General features: G+C 70.3%; 22 protein-coding genes and 1 pseudogene. 6 read left to right on the forward strand and 17 right to left on the reverse strand.

Annotated features, from left to right (window positions below):
• Nucleotides 1-265 precede the first annotated feature (265 nt).
• The 6 genes from ACFPZN_RS51475 to ACFPZN_RS51500 are packed head-to-tail and all read right to left on the reverse strand — an operon-like array spanning nucleotide 266 to nucleotide 6600.
• Nucleotides 266-1156 (reverse strand): tetratricopeptide repeat protein, encoded by an 891-nt coding sequence (locus ACFPZN_RS51475; RefSeq protein WP_378291824.1) that lies wholly within the window; start codon nucleotides 1154-1156, stop codon nucleotides 266-268.
• Between the two features lie 24 nt (nucleotides 1157-1180).
• Complete coding sequence (locus ACFPZN_RS51480) at nucleotides 1181-2599, reverse strand: NAD(P)/FAD-dependent oxidoreductase (RefSeq protein ID WP_378291826.1); 1419 nt, start codon at nucleotides 2597-2599, stop codon at nucleotides 1181-1183.
• Entirely contained in the window at nucleotides 2596-3378 is a 783-nt protein-coding gene (locus ACFPZN_RS51485; RefSeq protein ID WP_378291828.1) for an ABC transporter permease, read from the reverse strand. Before ACFPZN_RS51485 ends, ACFPZN_RS51480 begins: the two co-directional genes overlap by 4 nt.
• The gene (locus ACFPZN_RS51490; protein WP_378291831.1) at nucleotides 3375-4202 is read right to left on the reverse strand and encodes an ABC transporter permease; all 828 of its coding nucleotides are present in this window, start codon (nucleotides 4200-4202) and stop codon (nucleotides 3375-3377) included. The genes ACFPZN_RS51485 and ACFPZN_RS51490 overlap by 4 nt, the downstream gene beginning before the upstream one ends.
• A gap of 50 nt (nucleotides 4203-4252) precedes the next feature.
• Nucleotides 4253-5476 (reverse strand): polyamine ABC transporter substrate-binding protein, encoded by a 1224-nt coding sequence (locus ACFPZN_RS51495; protein WP_378291833.1) that lies wholly within the window; start codon nucleotides 5474-5476, stop codon nucleotides 4253-4255.
• The gene (locus ACFPZN_RS51500) at nucleotides 5473-6600 is read right to left on the reverse strand and encodes an ABC transporter ATP-binding protein (RefSeq protein WP_378291836.1); all 1128 of its coding nucleotides are present in this window, start codon (nucleotides 6598-6600) and stop codon (nucleotides 5473-5475) included. The genes ACFPZN_RS51495 and ACFPZN_RS51500 overlap by 4 nt, the downstream gene beginning before the upstream one ends.
• Before the next feature lie 449 nt (nucleotides 6601-7049).
• Between ACFPZN_RS51500 and ACFPZN_RS51505 the strand changes: the two genes are divergently transcribed.
• The gene (locus ACFPZN_RS51505; RefSeq protein WP_378291838.1) at nucleotides 7050-7334 is read left to right on the forward strand and encodes a type II toxin -antitoxin system TacA 1-like antitoxin; all 285 of its coding nucleotides are present in this window, start codon (nucleotides 7050-7052) and stop codon (nucleotides 7332-7334) included.
• Here the strand turns inward: ACFPZN_RS51505 and ACFPZN_RS51510 are convergent.
• The gene (locus tag ACFPZN_RS51510) at nucleotides 7309-7746 is read right to left on the reverse strand and encodes an HIT family protein (RefSeq protein ID WP_378291841.1); all 438 of its coding nucleotides are present in this window, start codon (nucleotides 7744-7746) and stop codon (nucleotides 7309-7311) included. The two genes, ACFPZN_RS51505 and ACFPZN_RS51510, sit on opposite strands and share 26 nt — an antisense overlap.
• Nucleotides 7747-7896: 150 nt before the next feature.
• On the opposite strand from ACFPZN_RS51510, the pseudogene ACFPZN_RS51515 reads away from it, so the two are divergent.
• Together ACFPZN_RS51515 and ACFPZN_RS51520 are read left to right on the forward strand one after the other, a co-directional pair.
• A pseudogene (locus tag ACFPZN_RS51515) lies at nucleotides 7897-8190 on the forward strand (ATP-binding cassette domain-containing protein); the annotation flags it as partial.
• A gap of 977 nt (nucleotides 8191-9167) precedes the next feature.
• Nucleotides 9168-9947 carry a hypothetical protein gene (locus ACFPZN_RS51520; protein WP_378291843.1) on the forward strand — a complete coding sequence of 260 codons (780 nt, stop codon included), beginning with the start codon at nucleotides 9168-9170 and terminating at the stop codon, nucleotides 9945-9947.
• Between the two features lie 16 nt (nucleotides 9948-9963).
• On the opposite strand, the gene ACFPZN_RS51525 is transcribed toward ACFPZN_RS51520, so the two are convergent.
• The 4 genes from ACFPZN_RS51525 to rlmN form a co-directional block, all read right to left on the reverse strand.
• Nucleotides 9964-10776, reverse strand: coding sequence for a DUF1963 domain-containing protein (locus tag ACFPZN_RS51525; protein ID WP_378291845.1), 813 nt, complete (start codon nucleotides 10774-10776; stop codon nucleotides 9964-9966).
• 293 nt (nucleotides 10777-11069) lie between these two features.
• Nucleotides 11070-11795 (reverse strand): hypothetical protein, encoded by a 726-nt coding sequence (locus ACFPZN_RS51530; protein ID WP_378291848.1) that lies wholly within the window; start codon nucleotides 11793-11795, stop codon nucleotides 11070-11072.
• A gap of 394 nt (nucleotides 11796-12189) precedes the next feature.
• On the reverse strand, nucleotides 12190-12699 hold the full coding sequence (locus ACFPZN_RS51535; protein WP_378291850.1) for a DivIVA domain-containing protein: 510 nt from the start codon (nucleotides 12697-12699) through the stop codon (nucleotides 12190-12192).
• Between the two features lie 60 nt (nucleotides 12700-12759).
• Nucleotides 12760-13989, reverse strand: a complete 1230-nt coding sequence (gene rlmN / locus ACFPZN_RS51540) for a dual-specificity RNA methyltransferase RlmN (RefSeq protein ID WP_378291852.1) — start codon at nucleotides 13987-13989, stop codon at nucleotides 12760-12762.
• Nucleotides 13990-14315: 326 nt separating this feature from the next.
• On the opposite strand from rlmN, the gene ACFPZN_RS51545 reads away from it, so the two are divergent.
• A complete protein-coding gene (locus tag ACFPZN_RS51545) occupies nucleotides 14316-15461 on the forward strand; it encodes a suppressor of fused domain protein (RefSeq protein ID WP_378291855.1) in 1146 nt (381 codons plus the stop codon).
• Between the two features lie 96 nt (nucleotides 15462-15557).
• On the opposite strand, the gene ACFPZN_RS51550 is transcribed toward ACFPZN_RS51545, so the two are convergent.
• The 5 genes from ACFPZN_RS51550 to rpsB all read right to left on the reverse strand — a co-directional run bounded on the left by ACFPZN_RS51550 (nucleotide 15558) and on the right by rpsB (nucleotide 21010).
• Complete coding sequence (locus tag ACFPZN_RS51550) at nucleotides 15558-16355, reverse strand: phosphatidate cytidylyltransferase (protein ID WP_378291870.1); 798 nt, start codon at nucleotides 16353-16355, stop codon at nucleotides 15558-15560.
• A gap of 629 nt (nucleotides 16356-16984) precedes the next feature.
• Nucleotides 16985-17542, reverse strand: coding sequence for a ribosome recycling factor (gene frr, locus ACFPZN_RS51555; protein WP_378291872.1), 558 nt, complete (start codon nucleotides 17540-17542; stop codon nucleotides 16985-16987).
• A 63-nt stretch (nucleotides 17543-17605) separates the two neighbouring features.
• Entirely contained in the window at nucleotides 17606-18433 is an 828-nt protein-coding gene (pyrH, locus tag ACFPZN_RS51560; protein WP_378291857.1) for a UMP kinase, read from the reverse strand.
• Between the two features lie 525 nt (nucleotides 18434-18958).
• Complete coding sequence (gene tsf, locus ACFPZN_RS51565) at nucleotides 18959-19795, reverse strand: translation elongation factor Ts (RefSeq protein ID WP_378291859.1); 837 nt, start codon at nucleotides 19793-19795, stop codon at nucleotides 18959-18961.
• 225 nt (nucleotides 19796-20020) lie between these two features.
• Complete coding sequence (gene rpsB / locus ACFPZN_RS51570; protein WP_378291861.1) at nucleotides 20021-21010, reverse strand: 30S ribosomal protein S2; 990 nt, start codon at nucleotides 21008-21010, stop codon at nucleotides 20021-20023.
• Between the two features lie 400 nt (nucleotides 21011-21410).
• Between rpsB and ACFPZN_RS51575 the strand changes: the two genes are divergently transcribed.
• On the forward strand, nucleotides 21411-22094 hold the full coding sequence (locus tag ACFPZN_RS51575) for a M23 family metallopeptidase (protein WP_378291864.1): 684 nt from the start codon (nucleotides 21411-21413) through the stop codon (nucleotides 22092-22094).
• A gap of 555 nt (nucleotides 22095-22649) precedes the next feature.
• On the opposite strand, the gene ACFPZN_RS51580 is transcribed toward ACFPZN_RS51575, so the two are convergent.
• Nucleotides 22650-23555, reverse strand: a complete 906-nt coding sequence (locus tag ACFPZN_RS51580) for a tyrosine recombinase XerC (RefSeq protein WP_378291866.1) — start codon at nucleotides 23553-23555, stop codon at nucleotides 22650-22652.
• 425 nt (nucleotides 23556-23980) lie between these two features.
• On the opposite strand from ACFPZN_RS51580, the gene galT reads away from it, so the two are divergent.
• Nucleotides 23981-24345, forward strand: a 365-nt coding sequence (gene galT, locus ACFPZN_RS51585; protein WP_378291868.1) for a galactose-1-phosphate uridylyltransferase, incomplete at its 3' end; no start/stop codon positions are given.

The following is a 24345-nucleotide window of genomic DNA, read 5'->3' on the forward strand; positions in this document are numbered from 1 at the left end:
TGTGTTCGTCTCTGTACTTTCGGTAGCGCGATCTGGGACGCCGGGTTCGATGTCAGCGTGCGGGGCCCCCTTTCCACCGGAGTGATGGTCTGGGGCCTCCCCGTCGCCTCTGGTCGAGCCCACATGGCCAGGTCGCGCAGGGAACCGGCCTCCCGGGAACGGACCACGCACGCGATGCGTGTCGCCGCCCCGGGGTCGAGTACGCCGGGGACCAGTGCGTCCAAGACCGTTCGGGGCGCGCGGCTGAGCGACTCATGCACAGTCCTTAGGAACGGTGGCCCGTGTCCATGGCCCGCTCGTACAGGCGGATGGCGCCCTGGAGGTCGCTCTCCTCCAGGGCGGGCTCGGCCAGCCGCAGCGACGCGCTGCCCACGCCGTCCGGTCCCTGCGCCTGGGCGATCGCCTCCGGCCCGGCGGCGGCCACCCGGCGCGGCTCGGCGAGGCCGCCGTCCAGGTCGCCGAACTCCTTCGCCAGCAGCAGCCCGAGGTGGACGGCCGCCATCGACGCGGCCGGTCCCTCGCCGCCCCGCGCCCACCGCAGCACCTCCAGGGCCCGGCGGTGCTCGCCGCGGGCGGCGAGAACGGTCGACAGGTCGGTCGCCGCCATCGCGCCGTAGCGGGGATGCCCCGTGGCCATCGCGCGCTCCAGCACCGCGGCCGCGGCGTCCTGGTCGCCGAGCATGGTGAGGGTGGAGCCGAGGTAGGCCAGCCCCGCGGCGGCCACCTCGGCGACCGGGCACCCGGCCGCCTGCTCGAACGCGGCGCGGGCGGCCTCCAGATCACCGTCGGAGGCCCACAGCCGGCCGCGTCCCAGCGCCGCCCGCCCGGCCACCTCACCGGCGGTGGCGGGCGCGGTACGGGCCGGGACGTCGTGCCGGGCCAGCGTCCGCAGGTTGCCCGCGGCGGCCTCGGCGACCCGTCCCAGGCCGTGGTCGGCGGCGTAGCGGAACGCGGCCTGCGTCGCCTCGGGGTCGGCGTCGACCAGGGCGGCGCCGATCCGCAGCGCCGCGTGCGGGCCGAGCTCGGGCTCGCCGCCCTCCACGATCCGGGCGAACCAGTCGACGGCGTCGGCCACGTCCCCCTGCGCGAGCAGTGCCTCGGCGCACTCGGCCAGCATCTCGGCGCCCTCCCGCGTCCCGGCGATGTCGGCGGCCATCGCCAGCAGCGCCAGGTTCCCGGGTCAGGCGGAGAAGCCCAGCTTCAGGCGGTCGAGGAGGCGCAGCCACGCGCCCCGGCGGCCCCCTCGCCGGTCGGCCCTCGCCATGCCGCGCCGCGTCAGGCCGATCGCGCCGTACCGCAGCGGCTCCGGCGGGAACGGGAAAGGCTTGGAGCCCACCATGGCCAGGCCGGTACGCGCGGGATCCGCACCGGGCAGCCCGAGCAGATCGAGCATCACCTCGGCGCCGAAACGGGTCGCTCCCACGCCCAGGCCGGTGTACCCGGCGGCGTACGCCAGGCGGCCCTCGCAGGCGGATTCGAAGAACGCGCAGAAGCGCGTCGAGGTGTCCACGACACCGCCCCACGCATGGGTGAAACGGAGCCCTTCCAGTTGCGGGAACGTGGTGAAGAAGTTCTCCGCCAATGCCGCGAACGCGGCCCGCCGCTGTTCCAGTTCCGGGCGGACGCGGTTGCCGAAATGGTAGACGGCGTCATGACCGCCCCACACGATCCGGTCGTCGGCCGTCAGCCGGTAGTAGTGGAACTGGTTGCGGTAGTCGCCCAGCCCCTGGCGGTGGCGCCAGCCCAGGGAATCGAGCCGCGCGGCGCTGAGCGGCTCGGTGGCCATCGCGTAGTCGTACACCGGCGCCACGTACCGGCGGGCACGCTTCAGGAGGGGCGGGAAGGCACCCGTCCCCAGGGCGACGTGGCGCGCCGTCAGGGAACCGCGGGGCGTCCCCAGGGTCACCGAGCCGTTCTCGTTGTGCCGGATGTTCGAGACCCGCGTGCCCTCGTAGAAGCGGACGCCCAGGGCACGGCATGCCCCGGCCAGGCCCCAGGCGAGTTTGGCGGGGTGGAGCATGGCCACGCCCTCCCGGTCCCAGAGGCCGCCGACGTAGGTGGGCGAGTCCACTTGGGCGCGGACGGCCTCGGCGCTCAACAGGACGGGCTGCCAACCCAGCTCGAAGGCGACCTCCGCCTCCTCGTTCATCTCGGCCAGTTGCCATTCCTCTGTGGCGACCGAGAGTTCCCCCGTGAGCTCCCATTCGGCGTCAATGCCGTACCGGACCAGGGTCTCCCCGATGGCCTGGAGGTTCTCCCAGCCGAGACGTTCCAGTTCGTGCATGTCGTCGGGCCAGCGGGCCATCCCGTTGAGCACGCCGTGGGTGAGGCTGGCCGCGCAGAACCCTCCGTTCCGCCCGGACGCCGCGGCGCCGATCCGCTCGGCCTCGACCAGCACGACGTCCAGGGACGGGTCGCGCTCCTTCGCGCGCAACGCCGTCCACAATCCGCTGTACCCGCCGCCGACGACCGCGAGGTCGCAGTCGCGCGCCCCCGCGAGCACGGGCGCGGCCTCCGGCCACCCGCCGCCCGCCAGCCAGAAGGCCCGGGGCTCGGCGTCCGCGATCGCCCCGTCCGCGCGGCCCCGCCCCGGGCTCACCGGGAGCCTCTCGCGGTCAGCGTGCGGCGCGCGGAGACCACCGCGATCAGGACGCCCACCGCGAAGATCAGCGTGCCCATCACGTTCACCTGCGGCGGCGTCCCGGTACGGGTGGAACCGTAGATCCACAGCGGGAAGGTGACCGTCGCGCCGCCGGTGAAGCCGGTGATGACGAAGTCGTCGATCGACAGCACGAAGGCCAGCAGCGCGCCCGCCACCACGCCCGGCCGGATCATCGGCAGCGTGACCAGCCGGAACCGGGCCCACGGGCCCGCCCCCAGGTCCCGCGCCGCCTCCTCCACGGCCGGGTCCAGCAGGCTCGCCCGCGCCCGCACCGTCACCGCGACGAACGCGATCGAGAACATCACGTGCGCGACCAGGATCGTCCCGTACCCGCGCGGCAGCCCGAACGTCACGAACATCGACAGCAGCGACGCGCCCATCACCAGCTCCGGGCAGCTGATCGCCAGGAACAGCACGAGCGTGGACGCGCCGCGCCCGCGGAACCGGAACCGGGCCAGCGCCAGCCCCGCCAGCGTCCCCAGCACGGTGCTGATCGCCGTGCTGAGCAGCGCGATCGACAGGGAGTTCAGCAGCGCGGCGGTCAGGTCGGGACGGTCCAGCAGGTCCGCGTACCAGCGCAGCGTGAAGCCCTCCCAGCGGAAGTTCTGCTTGCTCCGGGTGTCGTTGAACCCGAACAGGATCATGATCGCGACCGGCAGCGCCAGCCAGCCGATCAGCGCCCAGGTGTAGATCCGCAGCCCGTGCCCCCGGCTCATCGGCGCGCCGCCTCCAGCACGTCCCGGGTGCCCGCCGCCCGCGCGTACGCGAAGATCCCCAGCAGCAGGATCGCCATCAGGGTGAACGACAGCGCCGACGCCGTCGGGTAGGCGCCGCTGTCGAAGTACTCGGACTGGATCACGTTCCCGATCATGGTGTCTCCGGGGCCGCCGAGGACCTCGGCGTTGACGTAGTCGGACGCCACCGGCACGAACGTCATGATCACGCCCGCGAACACGCCCGGCAGCGACAGGGGCAGGACCACCCGCAGGAACGTCTGGACCCGCGACGCGTACAGGTCGCGCGCCGCCTCCACCACGCGCGGATCGATCCGTTCCAGCGCCACGTAGATGGGCAGCGCCATGAACGGCAGGAAGTTGTAGGCGAGCCCGGACACGACCGCGACCCCGGTGTCCAGCACGTGGAAGTCGTCCGGGAGCAGGCCCCAGCCGCGCAGCGGCCCGAGCACGGGCCCGTTGTCGGTCAGGACGAGTTTCCAGGAGACCGTCCGCAGAATGTAGGAGACGAAGTAGGGCAGCAACAGGAGCAGCAAATACGTCGTCTTCCTGCGACCTCCGTGAAAGGCGATCCAGTAGGCGGCCGGATAGGACAGGGCGATGCACAGCAGCGTCGCCAGGAGTCCGTACCACAGCGACCGGACGAAAGCGTCCCCGTACGTCTGCAGGCCGTCGGTGTAGTTCTGCCAGTGCAGGGTCTGCCGGAACCCGTCGACCAGATTCCCGGTCTGCAACGACAGGGAGACCATCATCGCCAGGGGAATCGCGAAGAACGCCAGCAGCCAGAGCCCGCCAGGCAGGATCATCACATACGGCGTGAACCCTCCGGAAGACCGTCTCCCGGGCCCCGCCGCCATCAGGAACCCTTGGGAATGGGCTCGAAGATCCGCTGGTATTCGGTCTCCTCCGCCTGCGTCAGCCGCCGGTAATCGCGCAGCCGCGCCAGATCGGACGGCGACGGGAACACCAGCGGGCTGGTGGCCAGGCGCTCCAGGTCGGCCTTGTCCTCGCCCTCGGCCTTCCGCGCGTCCGCCTCGATGACGGGCCGCGCCGCCGGAACGGGCGTGATGTAGTTGATGAACTCGGTCAGCCGGGCGTTGTTCTCCGCGTCGTACAGCCAGTCCATGAGCATGAGCGCGTCGACCGGGTTCTCGGCGGTCTTCGGAATGCACAGGTTGTCGGTCCAGAGCGTGCCGCCCTCCTTGGGCACCACGAACTTCACCTCGGGCGAGGTCAGGCTGTAGACGTCCCCCGACCAGGCCATCGTCAGCCACACGTCGCCCTTGCTGACCGCGTCCGCGTAATCCTGCTCGTAGTACTTCCGGACGATCCCCGCGTCCCGCTGCCCGCGCAGTCTCTCCGCCGCCCGCCGCCAGTCCGCCGGAGTCGACTTCTCCGGATCGACCCCCAGCAGGAACATGCCGAAATTGCCCAGCTCCTGCGAGTCGCTCATCATCCCGACCCGCCCCTTGTACCGGGGATCGAAGAGCTGCGCGATGCTGGTGATCTCCTCCTTGACGTACCTGGTGTTGTACGCGATCCCGGTGATGCCGGAGACATAGGGAATCGTGAACGCGTTCCCCGGATCGTAGGAGGGATTCTTGAACTGCGGTCCGGCGTTGGCGGCGAACGTCTTCAGCCTGGAATGGTCCAGCGGCGCCAGATAGCCCAGCTGCCGGAGCTTCTCCAGCTGGATGCCGTTCGTCATGACCATCAGGTCGAACCCGATCGACTGCCCCGCCGCCAGCGGCGCCTGGATCTTCCCGAACCACTGCGCGGTCTCCTGGATGACCTCCTGGTAGGTCACCTTGATCCCGGTCTCCTTCTCGAACGCCCGCACCGTGGCCCGGTCGTCCTCGACGTAACCCGGCCAGTTCGCCCACCGCAGCGCGCCGTTCCTCGCCTTCCCGGCCCAGTACTTCTGGACGTCCGACGGACCGGCCTTCTCCTTGCCGCCCTGCCCTTCCACGCCGCACGCGGCGAGGGCCAGCCCGGCGCCGGAGGCGCCCGCGAGACGGAGGAAGTCGCGCCTGCGGGGCAGGGTCAGCCCGCGCAGCAGCGGAGGGGGTATCGAACTCACTTGAGCGCTCCAATGGCGTACGAGTGCCGCGGGTCCCACGACAGCCACACGGTGTCGCCGCGCACCGCGACGCCGTCGGCCGACGCCGCGTTCTGCGCGAAGACCACCATGTCGGACCCGGTGGCGGTACTGATGGTGTAGTTGGTCGAGGTGCCCAGGTAGACCACCTCGGAGACGGTGCCGCGGACGCCGCACAGCGCCGCGCCCGGACGTTCTGGAACGATCCCGATCTTCTCCGGCCGCACCGCCAGCTCCAGCCTGTCCCCCGCGCCCACCGGCAGTTCCGGGCGCAGCGGCACGATCACGTGCCCGTCCGGGCCGTGCGAGATCACCGCCCGCCCCCCGGAGACCTCCGCGACCTCCCCGCCGAGCAGGTTGGAGGTCCCGATGAACTCCGCCGCGAACCGGGTCGCGGGACGCTCGTAGATCTCCCGGGGCGTGCCGAGCTGCTCGATCCGGCCCTCGTTCATGACGGCGATGCGGTCCGACATCGTCAGCGCCTCGCCCTGGTCGTGCGTGACGTACACGAACGTGACCCCGACCTCCCGCTGGATCCGCTTCAGCTCCCCCTGCATCGCCTGCCGCAACCGCAGGTCCAGCGCGCCGAGCGGCTCGTCCAGGAGGAGCGCACGCGGCCGGTTCACCAGGGCCCGCGCCAGCGCCACCCGCTGCTGCTGCCCGCCCGACAGCTCCGCCGGCCGCCGCCTCCGCTCCCCTCCGGCCAGGTCCACGATCTCCAGCATCGCGCCGACCCGCGCACGGATCTCGCCCTTCGGTACGCGCCTGCGCCGCAGGCCGAACGCGACGTTCTCGAAGACGTCCATGTGCGGAAACAGAGCGTAGGACTGGAACACCATGTTCACGTCACGCCGGTGGGCGGGCACTCCGGTCACGTCCCGACCGTGCAGCAGGACCCGCCCGTCCGTCGGCTCCTCGAATCCCGCGATCATCCGCAGCGTGGTCGTCTTCCCGCACCCCGACGGCCCCAGCAGCGAGAAGAACTCCCCCGAGGCGATCGCCAGGTCCACGCCCCGGACGGCGCCGACCATATCCCCCCGCGCCCGGTACGTCTTGGCCACCCCGGCCAGCTCGATCTCGTCGGGGCGAGGCTCGCTCTGGGCCATGGGCAGGATCCTTTGCACGGGGGCTTCGGCACGCCGGTCACCCGTGCCGCCCCACCATGTTCGCGGTTCCCCCCACGCCCCACCAAACCGGACGGAGCCCCGCCAGAATGCAACTTGCACCACTCATCTCCGCATAAGCCGTTTCGACACCGCCCATCGTGCCGTTTCCACGGAAAGCTTCGCGCGACCCGAACTTCACGGGCAAAGCCATTCTCCGCACATCTTCCGTACGACGCGGACGAGGCCACTGCCGGTTCGTTGCCGTACCTTAGAAACCGTGCTCGCACCAGGGACGACGCCACCCACGTCCAGGAACGGCCTTCACCGTGACCGAAACCCCTGCTCGGCGGCACCGAGTTTCTTCGGCCGGCCGATTTCTCGTTCTTAATGAGGATGCAACCGCGGCCTGGCCCGGCGTACTTTTGAATGCTGCAGGAAGGAGACCGGCCATGTCGGTTCGCCAGGACCTTCCCGACTCCCAACCCGCCGAACGCATCGAACTCCAGACCACCGAGGAGCAGGCCCTCGCGATCCGCAAGGCGGCCGACCTGGTGGGCTGGACGGTCCCTCAATACGTTCTGTCGGCTGCCCTGGACCGGGCCGAACGAGACCTGTACGAACAGGCCGCCCTGGAGGCACAGGCCACCAGGCGAGCACCGTCGAGCGACGGCACGGAAAGAACCGCCGCCGACCCCTTCGTGGCCGTCGTCACCGCCCTCGGCTGGCCCCCGTGACGGCCGTGCGCAGGCGCTCCGCGTAGTCCGCGGCCTCCTCGTCCGAGGCGTACTTCTGGCGCGGCCAGAAGAAGCCTCGCAGGCCGTCCTTGCGGTTGCGCGGCACGACGTGCACGTGGAGGTGCGGCACGCTCTGGCTGACGCGGTTGTTCATCGCCACGAACGACCCCGCCGCGCCCAGCACCGACTCCATCGCGCCCGCGAGCCTCCGCGCGTGCCCGAAGTACGACCCGAGCATCTCCTCGGGGAGGTCGGTCAGGGTCTCGTAGTGCTCGCGCGGGACGAGCAGCGTGTGCCCCTTGAAGAGCGGCCGGGCGTCCAGGAACGCCACCGCGTCCTCGGCCTCCACGACCATGTGCGCCTGCCGCCGCCCTTTGATGATCTCGCAGAAGATGCACGCCACCTCACCCATGCGCCGCATTCTCCCACCCCGCTTACGGCGTGCTTACGGCTCGGCCACTACCTTGCCGTGCTTGTGCGACTGGACCGCGTTGCCTTCCGCTATCACCGGCGCGCGCCCTGGGTTCTGCGGGACGTCACGCTCCTCCTCGCCCCCGGCGAGGTGATCGAGGTAACGGGCCGCAACGGCGCGGGCAAATCCACCTTCCTCCGCCTGCTCGCAGGCCTGCGCACACCAAGCCGCGGCACCGTCACCGGACGCCCCGTCAACATCGGCTACGCCCCCGAACGCTTCCCGACCGACCAGCCGTTCACGGTGCGCAGCTATCTGACCCACATGGCCGCCATACAGCGGGCACCCCGCACGGCCATCGACACCTGGGCGGAACGCCTCACCTTCGACCATCTCCTTGAGACACGCCTCCCCGAACTCTCCAAGGGCAGCGCCCACAAAGTGGGCATGGCCCAAGCCCTGCTCGCCTCCCCTGACCTCCTGATCCTGGACGAACCCTTCGCGGGCCTCGACGCCCCCACACGCGACGCCCTCCCCGCCCTGATCTCCGAACTGGCCTCTCAAGGCACCACCGTCGTAGTCAGCGACCACCAACGCTGCCTAGCCCCGCTACCTGACATCAGCCGCATCCACATAGCCGACCAAACCGCCACCCCAAGCGGTGAGCCGGTTGCATCTGGACACAACGTGCATGGGCCAAGCACACATGCGTCCGACACGCGTAACCGCGACGCAACTGGCCCTTGCGCCAGCGAGCCCAACATGAACGTGCCAGGCACAAGCGCCCCTGAAGCAAACGATCCCGACCCGCACAGCCCTGGCACGGACCAGCGGAGCACGAGTGAGCCCGCCAAGAAAGCCCCTGACGTAAATGGGCCCAGCACGAACAACCCCGACACAGCCGCGCCAAACCCAGCCGGACCCGACGCGGGCGGCCCCGGCGCCAGCGAGCCCGATCCAGCCGGGCCCAGTGCCGTCGGCCCCGACGCGGGCGGCCCAGGTGCCGGTGAGCCCGGCGCAGCGAGGCCCGATGCCGGTGGCCCCGGCGCGAGCGGGCCCAGTGCCGGCGGGCCCAGTGCCGGCGGGCCCAGTGCCGGCGGGCCCAGTGCCGGCGGGCCCGGTGCCGGCGGGTCTGGCACAACCGGGCCCAGTGCCAGTGGCCCCGCCGCGGGTGGGCCGGGTGCAGCCGGGGTCGGTGTCGGTGGGGTGGGTGGTTTCGTGGGGGGCGGCGGTGAGGGGCTAGGGCAGGGGCGCTCGGTGGTGGCTGGCCCAGCAGAAGCCGGGGGGAGCGGGCATGAGGACGGGGCTCCGCAGGGCTTGGTGACCTGGAGGGTTGTGGAGGTGGTCGTCCGGGCGGACGAGTTGGACGAGGTGGTCGGCAAGTTGCGGGCGGCCGGTCTTGAGGTCAGGGAGCCGGAGCGGTGATCGCGCTCGCGCGTTTCCAGGTGGCGGGGTACGTGCGTTCGCTGCGTGTCCTGCAGCCGCTGGTCGTGGTGCTGCTCCTCCTCTCGCTCGTGATCTTGCAGGGCTCGGCCGACGACGCCGAACTGGCCGTGGGGACGTTGGGTGATGTGGCGGCCTTCCTGTTCCCGGTATGGGCGTGGACGGCGCGGGCGCTGCTAAACACCCAGCCGGACGAGCAGCGTTGCCTGTCGGCCCTCGCGGTCCGGGCGCACCGAGTACGGGCGACCGACCGCACGCGCGGAGCCACGGATACGGCTGCAGGCGCGGACGGCCGCGCGGGTGGTATTCGCTCGCGCCTTATGGCGGCGCATTCACGGGCTTTGGCGGGCTTGATCGCGGCGTACGTGGTCAATGCGGGTATCGCCGTGCTGGTTCTGGTGGTTCCGGTGGTCCAGGCCTACCTCGCGGGGGTGGGATCGGGCGCGGTGTTGAACGGTCTCGGGTTGTGCCTGCTGGTCGCGCTGGCGGCGACGGTCCTGGGCGCTTGGACCAGCCGGGCCATCATCACGGACCCGGGCTTCTCCCTGCTGGCGCTGCTGGGCGGAGTCGTCGCCGCGCTCCTTCTCAGCCTCAGCCCCCTCTCCTGGGTCGCGGTGCCCATGGTCGACTGGTTGCGGGCCGCCCACGACGGCCCCGCCGCGTTCACGGGTGCCTTCCCTGCGATCGCGCTGCACCTGGCGCTCTGGATCCTCGTGGTCGGCACGTCCTACCTCGTGGCGAGCCGCAACCGCCCGTGAATGGGCGGGCGGATGCCTATGTCGCTTGGAGAGTGAGCCAGGCCGTCTCCAGCGGTGTGTCCCGGCGTGTACAGAAGTAGATCCGGCCCGGCTCGCCCCAGTGCCAGCCGAGGCTCGGGTCGGAGTCGAGTTGCAGCACCAGTTGCCAGTCATCGGCCAGGGCGGAGACCTCTTCCGGAGAGAGGGGCGTCGTGTCGGGATCAAGTCCCGTGGAGGCGTAGTGGCAGTCGTGGGCGACCGGTCGTTGTACGACCAGCGGCCAGCCACCGATCTGGTGGGCGGGGGTGTCGTCCGGCCAGATGTGCTGCTGCCAGGCCACGTGCAACTGCTCGTACACGGGCAGGACACCGCTGTAGAGGCCTTCGAGGCGCTCGAGGAACGGCTCCTGGGGCGCGGGCAGGGACAGGAAGGGCGCCGCCTTCAACGAGCATTCCGGGAAGGATGATGCCGCGGGCGGGGGCTGCACCTCCTGGAGGTCGCCGCTGAAGAGGCGCCAGGCGTCGCGCTGGCCCAGGTCGTCTCCCCATGGACGCGGCAGGCCGCTGGCGTAGTAGAAGGCGACCGTACCCTTCGCGGGCAGGTCCGCCACCTCGGGTAGTTGGTCGAAGTCGACCGAGCCGAGGTAGTCGAGCGGACGGTCGCGCCAGGTCGGCCAGGTCTCGCCGGGCGGCAGCAGCGGGGCCCCGCCGAGCCGGACCGTCGCCTCGCCCTCGGCGCCGAGCCGGACGGCGGGACGGGCCAGGGGGAGCAGCGCCCCGGTGACCTCGGGAGCGAAGAAGACACCGAACAGTGAACGCAGCCGCTGACGCTGCGCCTCGAAGTGATCCATGTCACTTAGCGTTCCCCGCCGAGGCCCGGTGCGCCAGCCCCTAACAAGATCTGTGGATAACTCAAGAGACTTCTTGGTGCAGTGTCGCCTTATTCGCGACAGCGCCCTTCGCCCGGCTAGATGCCGATTTCGGTCCCCGCCACGGGGATCCGCGGGGACGGGACGCCCAAGACCAGTCTCAACTCAGACCTTGCCGAGCGGGCAGACAAGATCCACATCCGTCCAGGGCCCGCCGGCGCCACCCGAGCCGGTTCGATCAGCCCTGTGGCCCGGTTTCGACGCGAAAGCATGCCTCATTTCGGAAAGTCCAGAACAACGTACTCGAACTCGCTCAGCCGCTGTACCCCGATACCGCGATTCGGCCCGATCCTGCCGTCACGGTTCTTATCGATGAACACGGTGAGGAACACATCGGCGCGCTGACGTTGCAGCACGGTGGATGCATGGCCCAGCACCATCGTGGTGAAACTCACTTTGTCCATGGCGGAGGACAGGGGTGCAATGCGTTCGTCGACGAAATGGTTGTGAGCCTCGTTCTCGAGCCGGAGCCTGCCCGAGCCGTACTCGGAGTCCGGCATTCCCGTGCCCGGGCGGAAGAAGGGAACGTCCCTGACCAGCCCGTCCTCCTGCAATGAGAAGATCGAGCTATCCGTCCAGGCGCAGATCTGCACCGCCATGCCCTTGGGCTGATGCGGGAGGCGAAGTTCGAACGGAGCCCGCTTCATCTGGACCGTGACGTGGCGGTTTTCGTCGCCGCTCACCGACATGGGTGCTTGCCTGCCACTCTGCCAGATCTCCAGTCCCAGGCGGGGCGACCGCGGCACGGGAGCTCCGGGTGGGCTGCTCTCATTCCCCGACCCCGCTCGCACCTCGTTGACCGCTACTGCGGCTCCGGCCGTGATCAATCCGGCGATGAGCGTGGCGGTGGCACCGCCGACGAGCTGCACCGCGAGGGGCTGGGTGGTGATAATGCGCCAGATGCGGGACCGCCGCGGTGCCTCGGATTCGCCTTCGGACACAGGTGCTCCTTTGACCCTGGAATGCGCGGGATCAACGTCACTCTCTGCACGTGGTCGGCGGACACAGCGCGATGATGATACTGACGCGCCGCATCGTCCATGCGATGGTCAATAGCCCGGGGATGACCCGCGGCCAGGCCCAGCGTGGTCATTGCCCTCATGGTCGTGACCGCCGGCAGAAGCGTAACTCTGGACGGGTCACGGCCGGAAGGTACGTCGAGGCCGCGGTGTACTGGCTCCACGTACTCGGGCGGTCACGAGGTCGGCCGGCTTCCGGGCGAAGCAGCTCTCAAAAAGGCGGAGAGATGCCGGTGGCGAATCGCAGCGGCGGCCAAACGCCTTCGGGATTTCCGCGTCACGCAGTGCCGGCTGAACGACGACCGGGAGGGCGGGGTCAGCGGCGTTCCAGGGCGCCGGCCAGTTGCACCAGGAACCGGTCGACCTCGCCCTCGTCGTAGCCCGGGCCGAGCCGGACGATGCGGAACGCGCTGTCCCGTACGTCGCGGGCTGTCATCGGCGGCGCGACCCCGCGCAGGCCTGCGACGACGCGGTCGAGGAAGGCGTCGACGTCACGGACGTCGTATCCGGCGCGCACCCCCGCCCCGGAGAAACGGGCGTTCTGGATCCAGCTGATGAGCCAGCCGGGGTGGACCTTGGGCCGTCCGGGGCGCACCCCCATCGGCGCGGCCGACTGCAGTTCGCGGATGGCCTCCTGCAGCAGTTCGTCCACCGCGCGCTGCTCGTAGCCCCGCAGCACGATGTCGAAACGGGTCCGGCGCACGTCGTCGGCGGTCAGTCCCCAGCGGCCGTAGCGTAACGTCGCGGTGACCCGTTCGAGCAGGGCGTCGACCTGGGCTCGGTCGTACCCGCGCAGCGCCACCGGCAGGCGCGTGTCCGTCTTCACCGGTTCCTCCGCTCCCCGCTCGCTCGCGGGGCACGGCGTCCCGCGCGGCCCACGGCTCGCTCACTCCTTGGTGGCGGCGGCCAGCTGGCCGCAGGCGCCGTCGATCTCCCTCCCCCGAGTATCGCGAACCGTGACCGGCACCCCGTGGGCCTCCAGCCTGCGGACGAACTCCCGCTCGTCCTGGGGCCGGGACGCGGTCCACCGGGACCCCGGCGTGGGGTTCAACGGGATCAGATTGACGTGTACGAGGTGGCCGCGCAAGAGCCTGCCGAGAAGATCCGCCCGCCATGACTGATCGTTGACGTCCTTGATCAGCGCGTACTCGATCGAGACGCGGCGGCCGCTGCGGTCGGCGTACGCCCAGGCGGCGTCGAGGACCTCGTCGACCTTCCAGCGGTTGTTGATCGGCACGAGCTCGTCGCGCAGTTCGTCGTCGGGGGCGTGCAGGGACACCGCGAGCCGCACCGAGAGGTCCTCGGCGGCCAGCTTCTCGATCGCCGGGACCAGGCCCACGGTGGAGACGGTGACCGAGCGCTGCGAGATGCCCAGCCCCGCCGGGGCGGGGTCGGTGATCCTGCGCACCCCGCCGAGCACGGCCTTGTAGTTGGCCAGGGGCTCCCCCATGCCCATGAAGACGATGTTGGAGACGCGGCCCGGCCCGCCCGGGATCCGTCCCCGCGCCATCGCGCGGGCCCCGGCGGCGACCTGCTCGACGATCTCGGCGGTGGAAAGGTTGCGGGTCAGCCCGGCCTGCCCGGTGGCGCAGAACGGGCAGTTCATACCGCAGCCCGCCTGCGAGGACACGCACATCGTGGCCCGGTCCGGATAGCGCATCAGGACCGATTCGAACAGCACGCCGTCGAAGGCCTTCCAGACCGTCTTCAGCGTGGTGCCGCCGTCGCAGTCCAGTTCGCGGACGGGGGTGAGCAGCGTGGGGAGGAGGTCGGCGGCCAGGCGTTCACGGATCGCGGCGGGGAGGTCGGTCATCTGCGCCGGGTCGTCGGCCAGGCGGGAGAAGTAGTGGCGGGAGAGCTGATCGGCCCGGAACGGCTTCTCGCCCAGTTCGGCCACGGCCGCGCGGCGCTCGGCGGTCGTGAGGTCGGCCAGGTGGCGGGGCGGTTTGGCCCGCCGCGGCGCGGCGAAGACCAGCTTCGGCGGGGTCTTCCCCGAGGCGGCGCCCTTGGACGTCTGTGTGGCGGACGTGCCACTGGACGCGCCCCCAGGTTCGGTGTCGGGACGCGGTTCAGTGGCGGCCGGGGCGTCGGCGGCCTGATCGGCGGTTGAAGACATGGTCCTTCCAGTGTGGCAAACGCTCGGGCATGCCTAGGTCGCATCCGAACGGTCCCGTCTGGGCGGAGGGCTGTTGGGAGGACGCATGTGCCCCGTGCCCTGCGCGTCGTTTCAAGCCTCCAGAGCGCCTGGCGAGGAACGCTACAGGCCCGGTCGCCTCAGACTCCCCGGCTCCGAGGACGCCCTCAGCTCAGAAGAGGAGCACGGAGCCGGCGGGCCGTTCAGGGGCGGGAACCGATCGCCTTGGATGACGCTTGACAGGCCGGGTCCGGAAGGGCGTGCGAACACGCCATCGTGGCTCGTGGACAAGCTGTACAGTCTCGATCATGTCGGTATTGCGAAGGGGTTCCGCCGCGGGCAAGGGACCGGCCGTCACGGTCGTCCACACCGAGGACAGCCCCTACGGGAGCCGCCGGCTCGTCGTCGAGACCGACGGGGTCGTCAGCGCGGCGTACCTCAAGGATTCCCGGGACGCGGTCGTCGGCGCCGTCTGGATCACCAACCATGACGCCGCCCCCGCGGCGGTGGACCAGACGCGGCTGGACGACGGCCAGACGCCCATGCTGCCCGCCTCCCATGTACGCCACGCCCAAGGGCGCCCCCAGCTCAAACGCGACGCGCTCGAAGTCGTGTGGTTCGAGGAGGGCGACGGGGTGGCCGTCCTGGAGGAGGGCGAGCCGCTCTGCGTCATCCCTGGGTGGTCCGACATGGCCCGTGGGATCCCCGGTTACAGCCGTGACGTGACGGGTCAGAGCCCTTTCGCGTTCCCTCTGGACGACGAGATCGAGGAGTTCGGCCCGCGCATCGGCCGTGCCCGTGACCACTGGAAGATCTGTGAGGCCGAGGGGTCCTGGGCCGACTTCCAGCAGTCGGTGCTGGGCCATCTGCTGCAGCGCCTGGGGCCGGGGGGCCACTACTGGCACGACGTGGGACGGCAGCTCCCCGGCGGCAACCCCGGCGTCCTGCCCACGGTGGGGGTGACCGAACGTCCCGTACGCGGCGACCGCGAGTTCACCGTGCTGAGCACTGTCGGTATGAGCCGCCAGCGCATGCCCACGGTCGAGTTGTACGAGGACGACGTCTCCCCCTACAGCCGGATCGAACTCGCGGTGGCCACCACGCTGCCCAGCCAGCGGGCCGGAAGCATCTTCCCCTGGCTCGCCCAGTACCCGTGGCGCGCGGTGACGTGGTTCGCGGCCGGCGACGTGGTCAAGTGGTACCACGAGGCGCACACCTTCCCCCTCAACACGGGAGAGACCTCGTGGGAGGGGGTCCTGCTCCTGGACGACCCGAGCCGGTTGGCCGGACCCGTGGCCCCTGGCCTGGCGGGACTGTCCACGGAGGGGGATCCGGTGCGCTGGCTCTGGCTGGTGCCCATCACGGACGAGGAACACCGCTACGCCAAGAACGAGGGCTCGGACGCCCTGATCCGCCGCCTCGCCCAGCAGAACCGCTCCTGGGTCGTCTCCTGACCCTTCCGCGCTCCAAGCCGGGGACGAAGAGAACCGCCCCTTGAAGCACATGCTCCAAGGGGCGGACGGCCGTCGCGCGGCGCGGCTGACCAGCGGCTAGCTGGAGGGCGTGAACAGCTCCAGAAGCAGCCACACCACGGGGGCCGCGGCAAGGAGCGAGTCCAGGCGGTCCATGACGCCTCCGTGCTCGGGGAGCAGGGACCCCATGTCCTTGATGCCGAGGTCGCGCTTCAGCATCGACTCGATCAGGTCGCCCACGGTGGCGGTGACCACGGCCGCGGCGCCGATCAGAACACCGTGCCACCATGCGCCGTCGTGCAGCAGCCACCACATGAGCCACGCGCCCACCAGCATGCAGGCCAGCGCGGACCCGGTCACGCCCTCCCACGTCTTCTTGGGGCTGATGGTCGGCGCCAGTTTGTGGCGGCCGAAGAACGTTCCCGCGAAGAAACCGCCGATATCGCTGGCCACCGTCACCGAAATGAAGATCACGATCCGGTGGTGGCCGTCGTCCGGCGCCATCAGCAGCGCGACGATCCCGCCCATCAGGATCAGGTAGCCGGTGACGAACACCGCCGCGGTGACGTCCCGCACGTACCCGTCGGCGGGCCCGTCGGCCATCCGCCACACCAGCACGGTCAGGACGATCAGCGCCAGGGAGGCGACGAGCGCCTCGGGCCCCCACGTGTACGCGGCGACCGGGGCCGCGACGAGCCCCACGCCGAGCGGGAGCATGGGCACGCGGATGTCCCGGGTCTTGAACGCTCCCGCAAGCTCGCGCAGGCCGAGCAGGAGGAAGACGATCATGACCGCAAGGAAGAGTTCCTTGACGTAGTACAGGGAGAGCAGGACGAGCGCGCCCAGTCCGAGGCCGACGCCGACCGCGATGGGCAGATTGCGTCCGGACCGTCTCTTGGGTGGATCAGCCGTGACGGCGACTCCGTCGTCCGGCCCCTCTGGGACGGCCCCAGCGGTTTCGGCACCGGCGCCCTCATCGGCGGTCCGGTCGGTCGCCGGACGATCGCCGCTCAGGGGACCTCCCGCGTTCGCATCCGCCTCGCCGACGGGCTCAGACTCACCTGAGCCGCCCCCGGTCGTGACGTCGGACTCTGGGACGGCCGAGGGCGTCGAAGCGGCATCCGAAGCACCGGGAGAGGGCCGCTCCCCCCGCCCAAGGGGCTCCTCAGGCCGCCCTTCGACCGCGTCGAGCCTTTCGAGCTCCGGATCAGGCTCCCGCTTCCGCTCCGCGCCGGAATCCGACTCCGCCCCCGGCGCGGGAACCGGCCGACCCGAACCGGAACCGCTCGGACGACCAGAGGCGTCGTCCGGCGGCACCACGGCGGCGACACCGGTCTCGGGCACGGCCTCCACGGTCCTGGAGGCGATGTCCTCAGAACCCGCGGCGGAAGACACGACGGGCGGCACGGGGGGCAGGCCGGGCTCGGCGGCCCCGACGAGGGCGGGGCCGGGAGCCTGCGGCTCACCCGGGGAGCCCGCGGGCTCCCCGGTTCGGTCGAGTCTCATCAAACCTCGAGCAGTTCGGCCTTCTTGTGCTCGAGGAGCTCGTCGATCTGCGCGACGTAACGATGCGTCGTGTCGTCGAGCTCCTTCTCGGCGCGCCGGACGTCGTCCTCGCCGGCCTCGCCGTCCTTGGCCAGCTTGTCGAGGGCCTCCTTGGCCCGCCGCCGGATGTTGCGGATGGAGATCCGGCTGTCCTCCGCCTTGCCGCCCGCCACCTTGATGAACTCCCTGCGGCGCTCCTCCGACAGGTCCGGGAACACGACCCGGATCACGTTGCCGTCGTTGGTGGGGTTCACCCCGAGGTCGCTGTCGCGGATGGCCTTCTCCACCGCCTGCATGGACGACTTGTCGAAGACCTGGACGATCACCATCCGGGGCTCGGGCAGGGTGAACGACGCCAGCTGGTTGATCGGCGTCGGCGTCCCGTAGTACTCGGCGGTGATCTTGTTGAACATGGCGGGGGTGACCCGGCCGGTGCGGATGGCCTGGAAGTCCTCCTTGGCGACCGCGACCGCCTTCTCCATCTTCTCCTCTGCCTCGAGGAGGGTCTCGTCGATCACTTCGACTCCCATGTCATCAGGTCGGCCCTTGTCCGTGCCGGTCCGTACCGCGGGTGGAGCGGATCAGCTGTCCGCCGGACTGACCAGCGTGCCGATCTTCTCACCCCGGACGGCCCGGACGATGTTGCCCTGTCCCATGAGGTCGAAGACCACGATGGGAAGCGCGTTGTCCATGCAGAGGCTGATGGCCGTGGCGTCCATGACCTTCAGGCCCCGCTGTAGAACCTCACCGTAATCCAAACGGTCGAACTTCACCGCGTCCGAATTCTTACGGGGGTCCGCGTCGTACACTCCGTCCACCTGGGTGGCCTTCAGGACGGCCTCCGCGCCGATCTCCAGCGCGCGCTGGGCGGCGGTGGTGTCGGTGGAGAAGAACGGCTGGCCCAGCCCGGCCCCGAAGATCACCACGCGGCCCTTCTCCAGGTGCCGCATGGCGCGGCGCGGGATGTACGGCTCGGCCACCTGGCTCATGGTGATCGCGGTCTGGACCCGGGTGTCGAGGCCGAGCTTCTCCAGGAAGTCCTGCAGCGCCAGGCAGTTGATCACCGTGCCGATCATGCCCATGTAGTCGCCGCGTCCGCGGTCCATGCCGCGCTCGGCCAGGGCCGCGCCGCGGAACATGTTGCCGCCGCCGCAGACCACCGCGACCTGCACGCCGTCGCGCACCGCCTCGGCGATCGCCTCCGCGACGTGCTGGACCACCTCGGGGTCGATGCCCAGCGGGTCGCGCCCGGCGAAGGCCTCGCCCGAGAGCTTCAGGAGCACCCGTTTCCAGCCCGCTCGGGGCCCGTGCTGCGCGCGCGCCTCGTGCTCGGCGGGCTCGGCGCGCCGCTCGTCCGGCGCCGGCGACGACGACGCCGCCGTAGGGTCACTGGTCGTTGGCTCCGGCACGTCGGCGGCCTCCTCGTTACGGCGTCTGGTGACTCGTCGGGGTCCTGTTTCCAGGATTCCCGCTCAACTCGTGTTTCCTCGGTTCGCGACCCTCGTTCGACGGTATAGGGCCGAACCCGCCGCGCCGGCGTGGGCGCCCGCCCCACACCGCCCAAGCTCCGGCGGTACGGGGGCGAATCGCGGCCGACCCCGGTCCTTGAACCTTGCCCGGCATGAGCCCGGTCACTCTCACCCGCTGACTAGACCCTACGCCCTCGGCAAAGATCACCGACCGGAAAACTCCGACCCTGTCCGGACCCCGGCCGTCACCGTCCGCTCACCGAAAGGCCCCGTTCGGTGAACGGGGCCGTTACTCACGGTGGACGCCGCGCCGGACGATCGTCCGCCTGGGACGGCGTCCTCCCGAAAACGGGCCGATCCGTAACGGATCGGCCCGATGCTTCCAGGGCGGCCCGGCAGACCGTCCCGGATCCGGACGGTCGAAACGGGGCCTGGTCTCGGGAGACCGGCCCCGCCCTCCCGAGATCAGGCCTGGCCGACCTTGAAGCGCGCGAAGCGGACGACCTTCACGCCCGCCTCGTCCAGCACCTTGGCGATCGTCTTCTTGTTCTCCTTGACGAACGCCTGCTCCAGCAGCACGAAGTCGCGGAAGTACGCGTTGACGCGCCCCTCCACGATTTTCGGGATGGCCTTCTCGGGCTTGCCCTCGTCGCGGGTCAGCTGCTCGGCCAGCGCCCGCTCCTTCTCGATCGCCTCGGCGGGGATCTCGTCGCGGGTGAGGTACTTGGGGGCCATCGCGGCGATCTGCTGCGCGATGTCCTTGGCTACCTCGGCGTTCTGGGAGTCCAGCTCGACGAGCACGCCGGTGGTCGGCGGCAGCGACGGGTCGGACTTGTGCAGGTAGCTGGCCACGTACTCGCCGGTGAAGTGGGCGAAGCGGCGCAGCTCCAGCTTCTCGCCGATCTTGGCGCTGTTCTCCTCGATCAGGGCTTGGACGGTCTTGCCCGGCTCGATCTCGCTGGACTGCAGGGCCTGCGCGTCGGCGGCGCCGCTGGAGACCGCGAACTTGACCAGCCGGTCGGCGAGCTCGATGAACTGCTCGTTCTTGGCGACGAAGTCGGTCTCGCAGTTGAGCTCGAGGATCGCGCCGTCGCCGTCGCCGGCGAAGTGCTGGGCGACCAGGCCGTTGCCGGCGGTGCGCTCGGCGCGCTTGCCCACGTCCTTGGCGCCCTTGAGGCGCAGCAGCTCGACCGCCTTGTCGAAGTCGCCCTCGGCCTCGGTCAGCGCGTTCTTACAGGCCATCATGCCGGAGCCGGTCAGCTCCCGGAGCCGCTTCACGTCAGCGGCGGTGAAGTTCGCCATCGCTCTCTTCGTCTCTGTGGTGGTGAACGTCTGGTGGAGATTGGAAGATCTGGGTCGCCGTAGGGCCCGGAGCGTCGTCCCGGCTCGAACCCGCGGGACAGGACGCCGTCCCGTTGCCCGGACCGTCGCGCCAACGAAATGGTCGCTCAGGACAATCCCGGCATCAACCGCGACGTCCCGGCGGAGCGGCCCCGGGGCGCGGACGGCGCCCCGGGGTCCGCATCGTCAGCTCTGCCCGGTGCTCCCGAGCTCGGCCTGGTCCTCCTTGACCTCGGCCGGAGCGTCGGCGGGGGCCTCCGTGGCGGCCTCGGCCTCGGGCGCGACCTCGGCTTCGGGCGCGGCCTCGGGCGCAGCCTCGGCCTCGGGCGCGGCGGGAGCCTCGCCCTCGGCGGGCTTGGCAGCCTCGGCGGCCTCGGCGCCTGCCTGCTCCTTGTTCTCCAGCAGCGCGCGCTCCCACTCGGCCAGCGGCTCGGCGGCGGCCACGCCCTCGGCCGGCTTCTCCTCGCCGCCGGTCGCGGCGCCGGCGCGGGCGATGAGCCCGTCGGCGACCGCGTCCGCGACCACCCGGGTCAGCAGGCTGACACTGCGGATCGCGTCGTCGTTGCCCGGGATCGGGTAGTCGACCTCGTCCGGGTCGCAGTTGGTGTCGAGGATCGCCACGACCGGGATGCCGAGCTTCTTGGCCTCGTTGACCGCGATGTGCTCCTTCTTGGTGTCCACGATCCAGACGGCGCTGGGCACCTTGGCCATGTCGCGGATACCGCCGAGGGTGCGCTCCAGCTTGTCCTTCTCGCGGCGCAGCCCCAGGAGCTCCTTCTTGGTCATGCCGGAGCCGGCGACATCGTCGTAGTTGATCTCCTCCAGCTCCTTGAGCCGGGTGAGCCGCTTGTGGACGGTCGAGAAGTTGGTGAGCATGCCGCCCAGCCAGCGCTGGTTGACGTAGGGCATGCCGACGCGGGTGGCCTGCTCGGAGATGGTCTCCTGGGCCTGCTTCTTGGTGCCGACGAACAGGATCGTGCCGCCGTGCGCGACCGTGGCCTTGACGAACTCGAAGGCGCGGTCGATGTAGGACAGCGACTGCTGCAGGTCGATGATGTAGATGCCGTTGCGGTCAGTGAGGATGAACCGCTTCATCTTCGGGTTCCACCGGCGGGTCTGGTGGCCGAAGTGAACGCCGCTCTCGAGCAGCTGCCGCATGGTGACGACGGGTGCCATGTCCCGTACTCTCCTTCTCCGGCCCGTTACCGGGCCACGTTTGGTTGATTGCCTGCGTCCGGACACAACCCCGCCGTCACCGAGATGACGGACCGAGGGGTCGCGCCCCACCATGCGAAGCAAGTGGCTGGCGGACGCATGAATTCGGCCGCGTACACGACCGTCGGCCCGGGATCGCCGCCCGGGCCTGTGACCTGTCCGCTCGACGATGGAGCGGCTTCTCGTTCTGCCGGCCGCGGTGGCCGGTCGAGCGACGGCCAAGCCCTGACCGGTGACCATTCGGGCACGGACCCTAGGTTATCAGGGCCCGGAGGGCGCCGGGGAACGCCGGATCCGCAGGGTTATCCACAGTTCGCGAACCCTCTGTTCCGCCGCCCCGCGGCCCCGGCACACTGCGCTCATGACGCTCCTCACATTGCTGCTCACCTTCGCGCTGCCCGCCTGGATCCCAGCCCAGTCCGACGCGTGGCGCTGGCCGTTAGGGCCGCCCGCGCCCCAGGTCGTGAGAACGTTCTCGCCGCCGCCCCAGCCCTGGGGCCCCGGCCACCGGGGCGTGGACCTCGCCGCCCGTCCGGGCCAGCCGGTGTACGCCGCGGGGGCGGGACGCGTCTCGTACGCGGGTCACTTGGCGGGACGCGGCGTCGTCGCCATCACCCACGGCGCGCTGCGCACGACCTACCTCCCCGTGCGTCCCATCGTCCAAGCGGGCCACGACGTCCGGGCGGGCTCCCGCATAGGCACGGTGGAGCCGTCCGCCCACTGCCCCGCCCCCTGCCTCCACTGGGGCCTCCTACGGGGCCACGCCTACCTCGACCCGATCAACCTCGTCCGACCGGAGGTCCGCCTGCTCCCGCACTGGCCAACCCCGAGCCCTCAGCCCGAAACCCCGCGGCCCACCTCGTCCAGCACGGAGATGGGCCTGCGCGACGCCACAACGGCAGGCAGCGGCGCACTCGCAGGGATGCTGTTCGCATTCACCCTGATGTCGCTTTGGCGACACGGCCGCCCCAGACGCCCTCTCCCACCCGGTGTGATCGACCTGACCCGCGAACGCCGAGAACGCCGCCTACGAAGAGCCCGCTAACCCCCACCCCTCCGAGGCACCACCCCACCTCGGAGGGGTGGCCACCCCAAAACGGCCGTCACGCCGCCGACGGCCCCCAAGCCGCCCCCAGCCCACGCAAACCCCAAAACCACTCCACAACCCACGCCCGACACCCCACGCCCGCTGACGGCACCACCCCACTCGAGACGTCGGGAGCGCCCAGCCAGCGGGCGCGCCACCCGCTGGCCACCCACGAGTGCCCGCTGCGACCAGCGCCAGCACAGGGGCGCGACCTAACAACCCACGCATGCCTCATGACCAACAGCCCACCTGCCCACCTGCCCACCTGCCCACCTGCCCAATCAACCCACGGAAAGGCCCACAAGCCCCAGACGGCCACTTGAACCACACCCAAAGCCCGACACGCCCCCGCAAGTCCCACACGCCTAGTTCATGCCGCAACGCCACGCCACCATGTCGCAGGGCCTGTGGCCAAGGCGGGGCACCCTCGCACATGCCGGTATCCCCGAGTCACCGAGGCCCCCTCAGCCAAACTCCCCGGTGAAACCGGAGGCTGGGAACAACTGGACGGGACTACTCGGCCCCACGGGGGTGCGCCTGGCGGTGCACCTGTCTGAGGCGTTCGGGCGAGACATGGGTGTAGATCTGCGTGGTCTGCAGCGACGCATGCCCGAGGATCTCTTGGACGCTGCGTAGATCCGCTCCGCCTTCGAGCAGATGTGTGGCGGCGCTGTGCCTGAGCCCGTGAGGACTCACGTCAGGCACCTCCCCCACCTCAGCGATACGGGCATGGACGATGCGTCGCGCACTGGTGGGGTGCAGGCGCCCACCGCGGGCGCCCAGGAACAGGGCCGGGCCGCTGTGCTCAGTCGCGATCGCCGGCCGTCCGGCTCGCAGCCAATCCCCCACAGCTCTGGTCGCAGGTTCTCCGACGGGCACGGTCCGTTCCTTGTTGCCCTTGCCCAGGACCCTCGCGGTACCCCGCTCGACATCGATGTCATCGACATCCAAGCCGCACAGTTCGCTGACACGCACGCCCGTGCCGTACAGCACCTCGAGCACGGCCAGATCCCGCAGCCCCAAGGGGCCTTCCACGTCCATCTGGTCCAGTAGCCGCGCGGCCTCATCCTGCCCCAGAACATTGGGCAGATCGCGATGCCGCTTGGGCGTCCCCAGCAGTTGCCCCGGATCCTTCTCGATCAGCCCGCGCCGATGCAGGTACGCCGTGAAGGTACGCACAGCCGCCGTACGGCGAGCCAGTGTGGCCCTGGACCGACCCTCCGCATGCTGTTGAGCCAACCACGCCCGCAGGACGTTGACGTCCAGACCGGCAGGTCCCTCCACGCCGACATCAACCGCGTAACGGCACAGATCCCGGAGGTCGCCTTCGTAGGCGCGCAAGGTATGCGGCGACACATCCCTCTCAGCCCGTAGATGCCGACGAAACCCTTCCAGCGCCTCTTGCAGCCCCTCGGTCACAACGCCCCCATACGGCTCCGCCCAACGTCCGACTCCAAGCACAGCAACAAGCCCGGTCCACGATCAAGCTCTCTTCGCCCCCAGACACCCTCCGCTGCTGAGGCGCTCCCAGGACATCCCCGCAACTCGACCGGCGCTGGGAACTGGCTCCCGCTCCGGGCGTACGCCACCTTGCACGACAACGTCCGCCCCGGCCAGCGGACCCTGCTGTTCACTTCGAGCCACCGTCTGGAGTCGATGGGCCGCGGACTCCCCAACCACCCAGCCAGCCTCAAACTTCTACTCGCTAACGACCCACTACCTCAGCGCGTCCTGCGCCCAGCCGTCCCTCCCGCATCTGGCTTGCCAATCCGCACTTCACACTGGCAGAGCCTTCGAGCTACGAGGAGCCCCCGGAACGTACGCAGTGACCCAGCCGACCACCCATGCACGCACGGGTGTGGCCGCCGCGCAACACCAAGGCTTGCGATAACCAACGTGCCGCGCCGCCCCGAGGGCTGCACTCGCCGCCGTCGCGATCGCCCCATGCCCCCGTCGATCACCCGCATCGTCGTTTTAACCCGCTCAGCGGGCAATGGATTTTAGTTTCACCGCATCGCGCCAAGCGCCCCTGGCAGGGGGCGCAAGAGACGCCTGCCAAACAGACGCTGCCGCAGCATGATCCGGACTGTTTCCTCTGCCCGGGCAATACGCGCGTGACGGGCGATAAAAACCCGGACTACCAAGGCACCTTCGTGTTTACTAACGACTTTGCCGCGCTGATGACCGATACGCCAGACGCGCCGGAAAG

This window comes from Actinomadura rugatobispora, from assembly GCF_042656285.1.
Taxonomy (GTDB): Bacteria; Actinomycetota; Actinomycetes; order Streptosporangiales; family Streptosporangiaceae; genus Spirillospora; species Spirillospora rugatobispora.

What these genes read in the sequence shown, in the direction of transcription:
- ACFPZN_RS51475 (WP_378291824.1), bottom strand. Translation starts at nt 1,156, where the DNA reads ATGGCCGCCGACATCGCCGGGACGCGGGAGGGCGCCGAGATGCTGGCC.
- ACFPZN_RS51485 (WP_378291828.1), bottom strand. Translation starts at nt 3,378, where the DNA reads ATGAGCCGGGGGCACGGGCTGCGGATCTACACCTGGGCGCTGATCGGC.
- ACFPZN_RS51490 (WP_378291831.1), bottom strand. Translation starts at nt 4,202, where the DNA reads ATGATCCTGCCTGGCGGGCTCTGGCTGCTGGCGTTCTTCGCGATTCCC.
- ACFPZN_RS51500 (WP_378291836.1), bottom strand. Translation starts at nt 6,600, where the DNA reads ATGGCCCAGAGCGAGCCTCGCCCCGACGAGATCGAGCTGGCCGGGGTG.
- ACFPZN_RS51505 (WP_378291838.1), top strand. Translation starts at nt 7,050, where the DNA reads ATGTCGGTTCGCCAGGACCTTCCCGACTCCCAACCCGCCGAACGCATC.
- ACFPZN_RS51510 (WP_378291841.1), bottom strand. Translation starts at nt 7,746, where the DNA reads ATGGGTGAGGTGGCGTGCATCTTCTGCGAGATCATCAAAGGGCGGCGG.
- ACFPZN_RS51525 (WP_378291845.1), bottom strand. Translation starts at nt 10,776, where the DNA reads ATGGATCACTTCGAGGCGCAGCGTCAGCGGCTGCGTTCACTGTTCGGT.
- rlmN (WP_378291852.1), bottom strand. Translation starts at nt 13,989, where the DNA reads ATGTCTTCAACCGCCGATCAGGCCGCCGACGCCCCGGCCGCCACTGAA.
- ACFPZN_RS51545 (WP_378291855.1), top strand. Translation starts at nt 14,316, where the DNA reads ATGTCGGTATTGCGAAGGGGTTCCGCCGCGGGCAAGGGACCGGCCGTC.
- tsf (WP_378291859.1), bottom strand. Translation starts at nt 19,795, where the DNA reads ATGGCGAACTTCACCGCCGCTGACGTGAAGCGGCTCCGGGAGCTGACC.
- rpsB (WP_378291861.1), bottom strand. Translation starts at nt 21,010, where the DNA reads ATGGCACCCGTCGTCACCATGCGGCAGCTGCTCGAGAGCGGCGTTCAC.
- ACFPZN_RS51575 (WP_378291864.1), top strand. Translation starts at nt 21,411, where the DNA reads ATGACGCTCCTCACATTGCTGCTCACCTTCGCGCTGCCCGCCTGGATC.